We start from the raw sequence: 12825 nt of genomic DNA, 5'->3' as shown, positions 1-12825 counted from the left end.
ATTCGGTGTGGTGGGTGTGGCTGGTGAGGTCGGCTCGGCGGGTCCGGTTGTGAGTGTTGTGGATCACATCATTGGTGGTGTGTCGCAGGGTTGGCTGCGGTGGGTGACGGTTCGGGGGCTGACCTGCCCTGATGGGGTGATCAAGGGTGGGGGAGGTCGTTGCCGGGTGATGCTGGAAGATCTGGGGACCGGGCCGGAAGTTTCGGGTGCGGCCCGGGGTTCCCTTTTCGATCGTGTGGAGTGGGTTTCGTGTCGTGGTTGCAGGCCATGGTGCTGGCCGTGGTCCAGGGGCTCACCGAGTTCCTGCCGATTTCCTCGTCCGGGCATCTGTCGATCGTGTCGAAGTTGTTCTTCGGCGAAGACGCAGGTGCCTCGTTCACCGCGGTGACGCAGATCGGCACCGAACTGGCGGTGGTCATCTACTTCATCGGTGACATCGTCCGGCTGGTCGCCGTGTGGTTCCGCGGGCTGTTCAGCGCCCAGGTGCGCGCCACGCAGGACTACAAGCTGGCCTGGTACGTGATCGTGGGCAGCCTGCCGATCGGCATCCTGGGCTTCTTCTTCCAGGACTACATCCGCTCGACGCTGCGCAGCCTGTGGATCACCGCGGCGACGCTGGTGATCTTCGGTGTGCTGATGGGGTTGGCCGAGCGGTTCGGCAAGCAGTTGCGCGCTCAGGCGCGGTTGCGGCTCAGCGATGGTGTGCTGATGGGTTTCGCGCAGGCGATGGCGTTGATCCCCGGTGTGTCGCGTTCCGGCGGGACGATCACCGCGGGTCTGGCGCTGGGTCTCACGCGTGCGACGGCGGTGCGGTTCTCGTTCCTGCTGGCGATTCCGGCGGTGTTCGCCGCGGGGTTGTCGGAGGTCTCGCACGTGTTCGAGCCCAGCCCGTACGGGTTGCAGCCGTCGGCGGCGCAGATGATCGTGGCCACGGTGGTGGCCGGGGTGATCGGGTACCTGGTGATCGCGTGGTTGCTGCGGTTCGTGGAGAAGCACAGCGTCTACCTGTTCGTCTGGTACCGGATCGCGCTGGGTGCGGCGGTGTTCGCGCTGCTGGGCTTCGGTGTGATCCAGCCGTGAGGCGGTGACGTCGCACAACGGGTGTCGGGGCGGTCCGGTCGGGCCGCCCCGGCTTTTTTGTTCGTGCGGGCCCTGCGGGTGGTGGGGTGTGCGGTGAGGCCTACCCTCGGCGGACGTGGCGACTCTCATCCTGCTTCGGCACGCCCGTTCGGCGGCCAACGGTTCCGGTGTTCTGGCCGGGCGCACGCCCGGTGTCGGTCTTGACGAGACCGGCAGTGGTCAGGCCGCGGGTTTGCCCGCGCGGCTGGAGGGCGTGCCGTTGAGCCGGGTGGTGGTGTCTCCGCTGCAGCGCTGCCAGGAGACGGTGTCCGGGCTGGTGCGGCAGCGCGAGATCGAGCCGGTGGTCGAGGAGCGGCTGGCCGAGGTCGACTACGGCGACTGGACCGGCCGCAAGATCAAGGAGCTGACCGGGCAGGAGCTGTGGAAGGTGGTGCAGCAGCACCCGTCCGCGGCGGTGTTCCCCGGTGGTGAGGGGCTGGCGCAGGTGCAGTCGCGGGCGGTTGCGGCGGTGCGCGAGCACGACCGGCAGGTCGGTTCCGACCAGGTGTGGTTGTTGTGCAGCCACGGTGATGTGATCAAGTCGGTGCTGGCCGACGCGCTGGGGCTGCACCTGGACTCCTTCCAGCGGATCGTGGTCGACCCGTGCTCGGTGAGCGTGGTGCGCTACACCGAGACGCGCCCGTTCGTGCTCAAGATCAACGACACCGGTGGTGATGTCTCCGGGCTGCTGCCGCCGAAGGAGGAGTCGTCGTCCTCGGACGCCGTGGTCGGCGGCAGTACCGGCGAGCGCTCCTAGGTCTCGCGCCGCGCCGGTGCCGTCGCCGCGGGTTCGGGCAGCACGCGGAACACCAGCCAGCTCACCAGCGGCATGAGGATCAGCGGTGTCAGGGCCGTCTGCAGCGAGGTGGTGTCGGCCAGGCGTCCCAGCAGGGGGCTGATCAGGCCGCCGATGCTCACGGTCAGGCCGAGGGTGAGGCCGCTGGCGGTGCCGATGCGGGAGGGCAGGTAGTCCTGCCCGAGGGTGACCTGCAGGGAGAAGGGCACGTAGAGCCCGGCCGAGGTCAGGGCCACGCACAGCAGCATCGCCGGTCCGGGCACGTGGACCGCCCCGGCGACCGCGGCGACCGTGATCAGGTAGGACCAGCGCGAGACGCGGACGCGGTCGTAGCGCTGCGCCAGGCGGCCGCCCAGCACCGATCCCACGGCGCCCCCGAGGAACAGCAGGAACAGGGCGATGGTTCCGGCGGCGGGCACGCCGGGCACGCGCTGCTGGGCGTGCACGGCGATGAAGGTGCTCAGGCCGATGAAGACGATGGAGCGGGCGATGACCGCCAGCGACAGCTTCACGAACGACGCCACGTCGTCGAAGCCCCAAGCCGGTGAGTCGGTGGTGGCGGGGCGGGCCTGGCCGAGCAGGCGCAGCACCGGCACGCACAGGGCGGCTCCGGCCAGCGCGGGCAGCACCAGCACCGGTGTCGCCCGCAGCGAACCGTGCCCGATCGCGAGCGCCACCACGATCGGGGCGAGGGCGAAGCCGACGTTGCCGCCGAGGGAGAACCAGCTCATCGCGGTGTGACTGCCCCGGCTGGCGATGCGGGCCGCGCGGGCGGATTCGGGGTGGTAGGCGGCCACGCCGATGCCCGACAGCGCCACGAAGGCCAAGGTCAGCGGGTAGGAGCCGCTCAGCCCGCTCAGCGCGATGCCCACTCCGCCCACGATGGTGCTGACCGGCAGCAGCCACGGCATCGGCCACCTGTCGGTGAGCGCGCCGAACAGCGGTTGGGTGATCGAGGACAGCAGCGAGGCGGCCAGCACGATGCCGGACGCGACGGCCAGGCTGTAGTGGCGTTCGGCGACGAAGTAGGGGATCAGCGCGGCGACGGCTCCTTGGTAGAGGTCGACGCAGGCGTGGCCGAGGGCCAGCAGGACGAGGGCGGGGTTGCTGCGCACCCGTTCATGCTTGGCCACCCCACCGGTGTCGCGCTGTCGATAGGATGACGGTTGATGCAGGAAATCCGCCACACCCCGGTCGCGCCGACGCGCACCCGGCGCCTGGCCTCCGGCGGTGAGATCGACGCCCACCGCCACGACGATCACCAGATCGCCTACGCCGGGCAGGGCACGATCGCGGTGAGCACCGACGGCGGCTCCTGGGTCGCGCCCGCCACCCGCGCGATCTGGATCCCGGCGGGCACCGTGCACCAGCACCAGGCGCACGGCGAAGTCGACCTGCACCTCCTCGGCCTGCCCGCCGAGGTCAACCCGCTGGGACTGGTCAAGCCGGCCGTGCTGGCGGTCAGCCCGCTGCTGCGCGAGCTCATCATCGCCTACACGCGCGCACCCGCCGACCGCAGCGCAGCCCGCCTGCGGCTGCGCGCGGTCCTGCTCGACCAGCTGGCGATCTCCCCCGAGCAGCCCCTGCACCTGCCGGCACCGTCGAGCCCGCTGCTGCGGGATCTGCACGAGATCCTGCGCGCCGACCCCGCCGACAACCGGACGCTGGCCGAGATCGGGCGGCAGATCGGCGCCGGCTCCCGCACGCTGTCGCGCCGGCTGAGCGCCGAGCTGGGCCTGACCTACCACCAGTGGCGCACCCAGATCCGGTTGCACCACGCGCTGATCCTGCTGGCCGAGGACGTCGCAGTCACCGCCGTCGCGCACCGCTGCGGCTGGTCGTCGGCCAGCACGTTCATCGACGTGTTCCGCCGTGCCTTCGGCTACACCCCCGGCGCCGGCCCCGGGGGTCCAGGCACTGTGTGAGAACGCGGCACGACGACCACGGACCACAGCTGTTTCAGTCGAGGATCTCGACGAGGTGCAGGCGGGCGCGTGCCGGCAGGATGCGCTGGTGGCCGTTGGTGAAGACCACGGTGACGTGCCCGTCGTCGGTGCCGGCGAGGGTCTCCACGACGGCCACCGGCCCGATCGGGCCGTGCAGGCGCACCGGCAGTCCCGGGCGCAGGTTCGCCGCGGGCACCCGGCGCAGGTTGGTGGCGCGCGAGGCCGGCCGCAGCCTGCGGGTGAACACCCACCAACCGAGCAGCCCCGCCACGGCCAGCACCACCGGCAGCCACACCCACAGCCAGGTCAGGGCCAGCCCCGCGGCCAACCCGGTCAGCGCCGCCCACAGCCCCGAGGACAGGGCCAGCGGGCCGATCTGCAACCAGCCGGTGGTGCGGATCGTGCCGTCAGCCAGGGTGCCGCGGGGTGGTGTGGGTGGGGCTTGGTCGGGGAAGTCGAGATCTTCGCCGTCGTCGCGGTGGAGGTGCTCGGTGGTGATCTTGGCGAGGGTTTCGTGCCCGTAGAGCGCTTCGTCGCGGATGGGGGTGAGTTCGCCGCGCACGAGCGTTTCGCGATCGGACAGGGGCTGGTGGGGGATGTGGTCGGGGTTCACCGCTCGCGCCACCTCCAGGTGCCGTCGTCGTAGTCGCACACGTACCGGTCGCCGTTCTGGCCGCGTCCGATGTCACCGGGTTCGTCGCAGGGCTGGCCTTCGGCGATCTCGGGCGGGCTTGGCGTCGATGGCGGGCTGGTCGTGGTCGTAGGAGTGGGTGTTGGGGTGCGCGGCGCCGGTGGAGGTGCGCTGGTGGTCGTTCGGGTGCTGCTGCGCGTGGTGGTGGTCGTGCTCGTCGTCGGCGGCGGCGGCTGGCTGGTGGGTGCAGCCGTGGGCGCCGGTGGGGGCGGCGGTGTGGTGGTCGGGGCCAGCAGCGTGACCTGCTGCTGCGGCTGCTGCTGGGCGCGCGGGGGTTCGCCGGTGGCGGGCAGGTTGGCCACCACACCGGCTCCGGTGGCGGTGATCAGGGCCAATGCGGGCACCAGGCGCAGCACCAGGGGGCTCTTCCACCACAGGCGGCGCAGGAGGTCGGGGGGTTGGGCACGCACGTGGCGTCTCCTTCTTGCGGGGGTTGCGGGCACCTTACGCGCCCCCGGTGAACCGCGTCTCCCATCGCGGGGCGAAAAGCGTTGGTGTTGACGGAAAACGCACGATCCGACACGCAGCGTCAAGGCATCCGCGGTGGTGGGAGGTGTCGGTGCCGGGGTGCATCATCGACGCATGGTGATCGAACTGCGCAGTCGGGGTGAGATCGACGCGCTGGCCGAGACCGGGGCGGTGGTGGCCGCGATGCTGGCCGCGGTGAACTCCCACGTCGCGGCGGGAGTGTCGCTGGGTGAGCTCGACGAGATCGCCCGCGACGTCGCCGCCGGGGCCGGTGCGCGGCCGGTCGGAGGCCGGGTGATCTCCCCGTCGGTCAACGACGAGATCACCGGAGGCGCAGCGGACGGGCGCGTGCTGGCCGAAGGCGATCTGCTCAGCGTGGCCGCAGCGCTGGAGCGGCGCGGGTGGCACGCCCGCGCCGCCACGAGCCGCACCGTCGGCCCCGGCAGTCCGGGTGACCGGGCGCTGATCGAGGCCACCGGTCAGGCGCTGGCCGACGGCATCGCCGCGGCACGCCCCGGCGCCCGGCTCGGTGAGGTGTGCAGAGCGATCGGGCTGGTCGGACGCAGCGCCGGCTACGGCATCCCTGCGGTGGGCGGGCACGGGGTGGGCAGGCAGGCCCGCCAGGACCCGGCCGTGCCCAACGACGGGCACCCGGACCGCGGCCTCCCGCTGCGCCCCGGGCTGGTGTTCAGCGTCGAACCGATCTTCACCGCAGGCGGCCACGACCACCTCGACCCCGACGGCGAAGTGCTGCGCACCGGTGACGACAGCCGCGCAGCCCACAGCGGCCACACCCTCGCCATCACCGACACCGGCCCCCGCATCCTCACCACCTGACCGAGACGGCTCCAGGCCGGTCAGGAAACCCTGTGCTGCCACCGGTGGTCGGTCGAGCGCACTGCATGCGGAAAACAGCCCGTCTGCTGCTGACCATCCGGCGGGACTGACCTAGTCCACCACCAGCACCACCTTGCCGAGGTTGGCGCGGGACTCGATGACCTCGTGCGCTCGTGCCGCCCGGGCCAGCGGGATCTCGGCGTGCACGCGCGTGCGCAGCCAGCCCTCCCGATGCCAGTCCCACAACTCGTCCCGCCAGCAGGCGTGCAACGACGGTGCGGCAGGCGATCCCATGCGAAACCCGGTCGCCGAGGCGCCCCGCGTCATCAGCTCACCGGAGCAGATCGCGCCGGGCTGGGCGCCGAAGGTCACCAGCCGTCCACCGCGGCCCAGAGCGCGCACCGCCTTGTCCAGCACCTCACCGCCCACGCACTCCAGGGCGACGTCGACGGGTTCACCCCAGCTGGGATCGTCATAGCCCACCACCGCATCGGCGCCCAAGGTGCGCACGAACGCGTGCTTGTCCTGCTTGGCGCCGACGGCGGCGACCACGCGGGCCCCGTGGGCGCGCACCAGCTGGATCGCCATCGTGCCGACCGCGCCCGCCGCGGCGGTGATCAGCACCGACTCTCCCCGGCCGACCACACCCGCCGCGCACGCCCTGCGGGCCACCAGGCCGCTGCGCACCAGCGCCACCGCGGTCACCGCGTCGGCGTGCTCGGGCACCCGCGAGGCCAGGTGATCGGCCAGCAGCACCCGCTCGGCGTAGGCATGCTCGAAGCACAGCCCGGTGACCCGGTCGCCGAGCCGGAAACCCCGCGCCCCCGGGCCCAGCGCCTCCACCACCCCGGCGACCTCCCCGCCCAGCGGTATCGGCTCGGGCCCTTCGCGCACGCGGCGCACCGCGGGCCAGGTGACCCCGACCGCCTCGCAGCGCACCAGCAGCTGACCAGGACCGGGCACCGGGGTCGGGACGTCTTCGACGAACAGGACCTCCGGGCCACCGTTGATGACGTAGTTGACGCGTCGCATCACGCACACTCCTCGAAATTCGATGGGTCCACCAACGAAATCGAGAGTAGGAGGAAAACCATGGGTGAGTCCAACGAATTTTCGGCTAGGGTGAGATCGTGGCCGAACAGGACAACACCCGCGCTCTGCACCACATCCAGTCCCTGCCCAGCTGGCTGACCGGGCGCGTCGCCGCGCGCGGCCGCGACCTGGTGGCCCGCGCCCTGGCCGGTGAAGGGCTGCGGCTGAGCCAGCACGCCGTGCTGGCCGCTGTGGCCGAACACGGCCCGCTGGCCCAAGCCGAACTGGTGCGACGCCTGGAGATCGACCCCAAGGACGTCGTCGGACTGCTCAACGAGCTGGGGGACAAGGGCCTCGTGCAACGCCGGCCCGACCCGCGCGACCGCCGCAAGAACGCCGTGTCAGCCACCCCCGAGGGCCTGGCGACCCTGCAGCGCTGCGCCGCGCTGGCCGACCAGGCCAACCGGGAGCTGCTCACCCCGCTCAGCGCTGCCGAACGCGAACTGCTGATCACCCTGCTACGACGGCTGCACCACGCCGATCAGGCCCAGTAGCGGCGCACCTCGCCGGGAGCGAACGCGCCCCGGTCGGTGACCACCGTGGTCACCAGGTGCGGATCGGTCACGTCGAACGCCGGGTACAGGCCCCGCACCCGCGTGCTCGCGCTGCGGTGGCCGAGGGTGTGCAGGACCTCGTCACCGTCGCGGAACTCGATCGGCACCTGCGCACCCGACTCGGTGTCGGGATCCGGGGCGTGGCACAGCGCGTGGAACGGCACCCCGAACGCCTGGGCCGCCGTGGCCAGCTGCAACGTGCCCACCTTGTTGATCACCGAGCCGTCCATGGTGATCCGGTCGCTGGCGGTCACCAGCGCATCCACCCGGCCCTCGCGCATCAGCGAGGCCGGCATCGCGTCGGTCACCAGCGTCGTGGGCACCCCCATCTCCGCCAGCGACTCCGCGGTCAACCGCGCACCCTGCAGGTACGGGCGGGTCTCGGTGCAGACGAACTCCGGGCGCTTGCCCCCGGCCACCAGCGCCTCCACCAGCCCCAGCAGGTAGAGATCACCCCAGCAGTGCGTCAGCACCCGCGCCCCGTCGTCGAGCAGCGCCGCGCCGGCCTGTCCCATCTCGCGGCAGCGCCGCCGGTAGTCGGCATCGCCCGCGCGAGCACCGTCCCACGCCGCCGCGGCGACATCCTCGCGTCCGGCGATCTCTGCGAGCACGAACGCGGCGGCCTTGCGCGGCTGGTCGTTGGTCGGGCGCGTGGCGATCAACCGCCGGGCCGCCTCACCCACCCGGTGGCGAGCCACCTGCGGGTCCTGGCCCTCGGCCTCCCGGGCGGCCAGCACCAAACCCCACAACACCGCGAAGTACGGTCCGGAGGACTGGGTCACCATCTCCTCGATCGCCCGCGCGACCTCCTCCACCGTGCGCGCACGCACCCACCGGCGCTCGAACGGGAACACCCGCCGGTCCAGGATGTGCACACCGTCGTCGTCGAGCCGGACGCTGTCGGCGAGAACCGGCACGGGCACAGCGGAAGAAGACATCGAATCCTCAGGTCACGAGTCCGAAAGAAGCTGACGGACGAAAGCCTAACCAGCCGCGCGCACCCACCCGGCCACCACCAACTGGTTTGCTAGGCTCACGACACCGCGCTGATCGCCGCACCCCGCAGGCTTGATCACCCGAGGCTCCGCGACACCCGTGCGACCTCACCCACGCACCGCCCGGAGCCCGAAGGAACCCTCGTGACCCACCCCCGCCCCAGCGACACCGGACCCGTGCTGCACGCCGAGGACGTCGACGTCGTCCGCGACGGCGCGCACCTGCTGCGCTCGATCACCCTGCAGGTCCACCCCGGCCAGCACTGGGCACTGCTGGGCGCCAACGGCGCGGGCAAATCCACCCTGCTCAGCCTCCTGGGAGCCCACCAGCACCCCACTCGCGGCAGCGTGGAGGTCCTCGGGCACCGCCTCGGCGCCGTGGACATGCGCGCCCTGCGCAGCCTCGTCGGCCACGTCAACCCCCGCCACCCGCTCAACAGCCCGCTCACCGTCGGCCAGGTCGTGCTCACCGGCGCCACCAACACCACCGAACTCGTCCCGCGCCGGCAACCCACCGACGCCGAAACCGCCCGCGCCGACCGGCTGATCAGCCTGCTGGGCATCGCCGACCGCACTCACGCCCGCTGGAACACCCTGTCCCAAGGCGAACGCGGCCGGGCGCTCATCGCCCGCGCCCTCATGCCCGCACCCCGCCTGCTGCTGCTCGACGAACCCGCCACCGGACTGGACCTGGCCGCCCGCGAACAACTGCTCACCAGCCTCGAAGACCTGCGCACCCAACACTCCGAGCTGGCCACCGTGCTGGTCACCCACCACCTCGAAGAACTCCCGACCGGCACCACCCACGCCATGCTGCTGCGCGAAGGGCACTGCCTGACCGCCGGCCCGGTCGAGCAGGTCATCACCAGCGACCACATCAGCAAGTGCTTCAACCACCCCGTGCACATCACCCGCGACCACGGCCGCTGGCACGCCCGCGCCCGCTGACCCCCGGCCCTGCCGAGCACGGGGCGGTCGATCAACCGCGCAGCGCCAGGTAGGGCGCCAGCGCGAACAGGGTCACGATCAGCGCCCACCGCAGACCGCGGGTGGGCAGCGCGTGGGCGATCTTCCAGCCCACCACGACACCGACGAGTTCCGGGATGCCGACCACGGCGGCCAGGGGCCAGTTGATGGCGCCGTGAGCGAGATAGCCCAGCGATCCCACGGTGGCGATGACCACCGATTGCGCCTGGGCGGAGGCCAGCGATTCCAGCACGGGCACCCCGAGGGCGACCAGCAGCGGAACCGTCAGCAACGGTCCGCCGATCCCCACCACTCCCGAGATCACGGCCACGGCGAATCCCAATCCCGCGACCACGGGCGCGGGTGGGTGCGCGCGTGCCGCCGCGACCGGGGGCTTGCGGTGCAGGACCAGCGCGCCTGCCGCGGCCACGAGCACACCGAGCACGATCCCGAACACGCGCGGGGAGACGAGCGTGTTGAGCAGCACCCCCAGCGGAGTTCCGAGCACGGCCGCGCCCGCCAGGATCAGCGCGGTGCGGCGCGTCTCGGGATCGCGCAGCTGACCGGAGCGGGTGTAGACGCCGGTGGCCAGGACACCGGTGGCGATGTGGGTGACGATGGCGGTACCGGCGACCTCCGCCGGCGACACACCGGTCAGCGTGAACAGCCCGATCGTGGGCAGCACGCCGCCGGGGCCGACGGCGGTGATGCCGATGCCTCCGACGAGCCCGAACAGCCCGAGCAACACCACCATGAGCCACGGCACACCGGTCATCACCTCACCGCCCCGGCTCGATCGAGCGCCTCACCGGCGCGGTTCGATGGCACAACGCCCTCCCGCCAGTTCGAGCGACCGATCATCTCGCCCCGCCGCGGGCCGGGCCGCGATGCAGCGTGGTGCGCAGGATCAGGCGATCGGCGCGCATGCGGATCGACTCCACGTCCACCGCACGTCCACCGCGGACACGCGTGCGGCGTTCGATGGCGAACACCGCCGCTCCGCTCGGGATCTGCAGCAGCGCCGCGGTGTTGGCATCAGCGGCCACGGCGTGCACCGCGACCTCGGCGCGCTCCAACGGGCAACCGGTGTGCTCTTCGATCAGCGCGAACACGTCCCGGCCGGCCAGATCCCCGGCCACGACCGCGGCTCCGACATCCGCGGTGAGGTAGCTGGTGTCCAGCGACAGGGGCAGTCCTCCCAGCCAGCGCAGCCGTTCGAGGTGCACACCACCGGCGCTGGGGTGGACTTCGAGCCGCTCGGCGATCGCGGCGGGCAACTCGGCCACGGTCTCGGCCACCCGCACCTCGTTGAACACGCTGCCGCACCCGGTCAGCGTCTCCGCCAGCCCCGCGAGCCGGTCCAGCCCGTGTCCGTACTTCGGTGTGCTCACCACCGTGCCCACACCAGGCTGCCGGGAGACCAATCCCTCGTCGCGCAACAACCCCAGCGCATCCCGGACAGCGTTGCGCGATGCGCCGAACCGCCTGCTCAACCTGCGTTCGTCCGGCAACCTGTCCTGATCGAAGCGACCGGCCGTGATCTGCTGCCGCAGCACATCGGCCAGCTGCCGCGCCCGTTCAGCCCTCGGGCGCGAGGAAACCCGTCCCGCGGGCACGCGCCGCCCCGCGGTCGCGCTGACAGTTCGATTCACCGCGCCGACGGTACTGAGCACAGATCACGCCCGAGTTGCGCCACCCCACATGACCTGTGCGGACGCATGACCAGCGGGAAGGCGTCGCCGGGGAGGGCATCGCGCCACCTGACGACGGCCACCTCGCCGATCCAGGAACCCGGGCATGTAAGAACGGTGGTCCTGGCACGGGCGCAGGATGCAGGTCTGCGCCCGTGCCAGGACCACCGACGAGGCGAAAGAGGGCTCTAGCGGCGCTTCTTCGGCGGGTCCTTGCGCAGCAGGTCCGGTCCGATGATCCGGCGCACCACCCGGCGCATCAAGCCGCGCTTGCGGGCCGGGGCGGGCGCGGCACGCTCGGTGACCGCCGGCTGCGGACCGGTCAACGCAGTCGGGGACGCCGCGGCCTGCGGATCGAGGCGCTTGGCGAACTCCGGCTGCTCGTCACGAATCGCGGGGATGTAGGGCTGGGTGACCTCGACGTGCTCGGGAATCGGCGGCGGCGCCATCGGCGGACCGGCCGGCGGGATCGAGGGCGGCGAAGCCGGTTCGTCGCTGTAGAACGCCTGGAACGCCGTGTCGCCGGCGATCGAGTCCTGCGCGGCGGGGTTCGGGCCGGGGGAGAAGTGCTGCTGCGCACCGGGATTGAGCGCCTCGGCGAACGTCGTGCCTTCCGACATCGCCGTGCTCGGCCGCGGCGGACGGGAGTTCTGCGGGGCCTCGTACATCGGGGGGTGCGGGGCGGGGGCCGGGAAATCCGCCCGCTGCGGTGCAGCGTTCGAGGTGGGCATCGGACCGGGTGCCGTCGGGGCGGGATCGATCGCCTCGTCCACGGGCAGCTGGCCCATGATGCGTGTCGTCGGCGGTCCCGGATCCGGCTGCTGCTGTTGCGCTTCCGAGGGGACCACGGGCTGGAACCACGGTCGAGCAAGATCGTCTTGAATAGTCATCCGTATCGACTCTGCGTCAGCAAACGGCCAATGTCACCGGATCGGGGACTTCCGTTCCGGCGGAGCAGACCCTACCGGTCACGGACCGGTAAAGCACACCCCCGTGTTCCCTAACCCACCCGGACCTGTCGATCACTCAGCCGCAGCGGCACTCATCGCCGGCCATGACCGCCTGCCTGAGCTGGCCGAACTCCGCGGCCAGCGTCCCGGCGCTCCAATGCGCGTTCAGGCCACTGGGATTGGGCAACACCCACACCCCGGCATCACCGATCGTCCGGTCCTGCTTACCGAAGGTGGCGCGCTTGGCACCGAAGGCCGCCCGATATGCCGTGATCCCCACGATCGCCACCCACCGGGGTCGGTAGCGCTGCACCTTCGCGGTCAACGCCTGCGCCCCGGCCTGCAACTCCTCCTCGGAGAGCTCCGCGGCCTTCGCGCTGGCACGAGCCACCAGGTTGGTGATGCCCAAACCCAGCCCCAGCAGCTCCGACTGCTCCTGCGGCGCCAGCTCGCGCGGCGTGAACCCGCTGGCGTGCAGCACCGGCCAGAACCGGTTGCCCGGACGTGCGAAGTGCCACCCCGTGGCACCCGACCACAACCCCGGGTTGATCCCGCAGAACAGCACCTTGAGATCCGGCGCCAGCACATCGTCGATCGTGACGCCGCTGGCGGCCTCCAGCTCCTGCGTACTCGGCCGGTCACCCGACAACTCGCACCTCCGCAACGCGACCCCGGTCCATCATCGGACCCTAACCACATCGCCCGGAGCCACCGAACCCA

Annotated in this window: 15 protein-coding genes; 6 read left to right on the top strand and 9 right to left on the bottom strand. The window is 71.6% G+C overall.

Annotated elements, in window-relative coordinates; translation table 11 throughout:
• Positions 1–249 precede the first annotated feature (249 nt).
• Positions 250–1080, top strand: coding sequence for an undecaprenyl-diphosphate phosphatase (locus AB0J91_RS12870; RefSeq protein WP_363867527.1), 831 nt, complete (start codon positions 250–252; stop codon positions 1078–1080).
• Between the two features lie 115 nt (positions 1081–1195).
• Positions 1196–1876, top strand: coding sequence for a histidine phosphatase family protein (locus tag AB0J91_RS12865; RefSeq protein WP_363867525.1), 681 nt, complete (start codon positions 1196–1198; stop codon positions 1874–1876).
• Here AB0J91_RS12865 and AB0J91_RS12860 read toward each other — a convergent pair.
• Positions 1873–3030, bottom strand: a complete 1158-nt coding sequence (locus tag AB0J91_RS12860; protein WP_363867522.1) for an MFS transporter — start codon at positions 3028–3030, stop codon at positions 1873–1875. The two genes, AB0J91_RS12865 and AB0J91_RS12860, sit on opposite strands and share 4 nt — an antisense overlap.
• A gap of 54 nt (positions 3031–3084) precedes the next feature.
• Here AB0J91_RS12860 and AB0J91_RS12855 point away from each other — a divergent pair, with 54 nt between their 5' ends.
• Entirely contained in the window at positions 3085–3840 is a 756-nt protein-coding gene (locus AB0J91_RS12855) for a helix-turn-helix transcriptional regulator (protein ID WP_363867519.1), read from the top strand.
• A 34-nt stretch (positions 3841–3874) separates the two neighbouring features.
• Here the strand turns inward: AB0J91_RS12855 and AB0J91_RS12850 are convergent, their stop codons facing one another.
• Together AB0J91_RS12850 and AB0J91_RS12845 are read right to left on the bottom strand one after the other, a co-directional pair.
• Positions 3875–4474 (bottom strand): hypothetical protein, encoded by a 600-nt coding sequence (locus AB0J91_RS12850; protein ID WP_363867516.1) that lies wholly within the window; start codon positions 4472–4474, stop codon positions 3875–3877.
• Positions 4471–4962, bottom strand: a complete 492-nt coding sequence (locus tag AB0J91_RS12845; RefSeq protein ID WP_363867514.1) for a hypothetical protein — start codon at positions 4960–4962, stop codon at positions 4471–4473. Before AB0J91_RS12845 ends, AB0J91_RS12850 begins: the two co-directional genes overlap by 4 nt.
• 172 nt (positions 4963–5134) lie before the next feature.
• Here AB0J91_RS12845 and AB0J91_RS12840 point away from each other — a divergent pair, with 172 nt between their 5' ends.
• Positions 5135–5857 carry a M24 family metallopeptidase gene (locus AB0J91_RS12840; protein WP_363867511.1) on the top strand — a complete coding sequence of 241 codons (723 nt, stop codon included), beginning with the start codon at positions 5135–5137 and terminating at the stop codon, positions 5855–5857.
• A 111-nt stretch (positions 5858–5968) separates the two neighbouring features.
• On the opposite strand, the gene AB0J91_RS12835 is transcribed toward AB0J91_RS12840, so the two are convergent.
• Complete coding sequence (locus tag AB0J91_RS12835; RefSeq protein WP_363867508.1) at positions 5969–6889, bottom strand: NADP-dependent oxidoreductase; 921 nt, start codon at positions 6887–6889, stop codon at positions 5969–5971.
• Positions 6890–6987: 98 nt separating this feature from the next.
• Between AB0J91_RS12835 and AB0J91_RS12830 the strand changes: the two genes are divergently transcribed.
• On the top strand, positions 6988–7443 hold the full coding sequence (locus AB0J91_RS12830; RefSeq protein WP_363867505.1) for a MarR family transcriptional regulator: 456 nt from the start codon (positions 6988–6990) through the stop codon (positions 7441–7443).
• Here the strand turns inward: AB0J91_RS12830 and AB0J91_RS12825 are convergent.
• The gene (locus tag AB0J91_RS12825; protein ID WP_363867502.1) at positions 7431–8441 is read right to left on the bottom strand and encodes a s-methyl-5-thioribose-1-phosphate isomerase; all 1011 of its coding nucleotides are present in this window, start codon (positions 8439–8441) and stop codon (positions 7431–7433) included. The genes AB0J91_RS12830 and AB0J91_RS12825 overlap by 13 nt on opposite strands.
• 201 nt (positions 8442–8642) lie before the next feature.
• Here AB0J91_RS12825 and AB0J91_RS12820 point away from each other — a divergent pair, with 201 nt between their 5' ends.
• Complete coding sequence (locus tag AB0J91_RS12820; protein WP_363867499.1) at positions 8643–9446, top strand: ATP-binding cassette domain-containing protein; 804 nt, start codon at positions 8643–8645, stop codon at positions 9444–9446.
• A 31-nt stretch (positions 9447–9477) separates the two neighbouring features.
• On the opposite strand, the gene AB0J91_RS12815 is transcribed toward AB0J91_RS12820, so the two are convergent.
• The 4 genes from AB0J91_RS12815 to mug all read right to left on the bottom strand — a co-directional run bounded on the left by AB0J91_RS12815 (position 9478) and on the right by mug (position 12754).
• Positions 9478–10239, bottom strand: coding sequence for a sulfite exporter TauE/SafE family protein (locus AB0J91_RS12815; RefSeq protein WP_363867496.1), 762 nt, complete (start codon positions 10237–10239; stop codon positions 9478–9480).
• An 82-nt stretch (positions 10240–10321) separates the two neighbouring features.
• Positions 10322–11116: a GntR family transcriptional regulator gene (locus AB0J91_RS12810; RefSeq protein ID WP_363867493.1), complete on the bottom strand. Its 795-nt coding sequence runs from the start codon at positions 11114–11116 to the stop codon at positions 10322–10324.
• Between the two features lie 227 nt (positions 11117–11343).
• Entirely contained in the window at positions 11344–12045 is a 702-nt protein-coding gene (locus AB0J91_RS12805; protein ID WP_363867490.1) for a hypothetical protein, read from the bottom strand.
• A 136-nt stretch (positions 12046–12181) separates the two neighbouring features.
• Entirely contained in the window at positions 12182–12754 is a 573-nt protein-coding gene (gene mug / locus AB0J91_RS12800; RefSeq protein WP_363788418.1) for a G/U mismatch-specific DNA glycosylase, read from the bottom strand.
• Positions 12755–12825: the final 71 nt, after the last annotated feature.

The sequence above is a fragment of the Saccharopolyspora sp. NPDC049357 genome, from assembly GCF_040677225.1.
In the GTDB taxonomy this organism is placed as follows: domain Bacteria; phylum Actinomycetota; class Actinomycetes; order Mycobacteriales; family Pseudonocardiaceae; genus Saccharopolyspora.
This window is presented reverse-complemented; position numbering and strand designations above follow the sequence as displayed.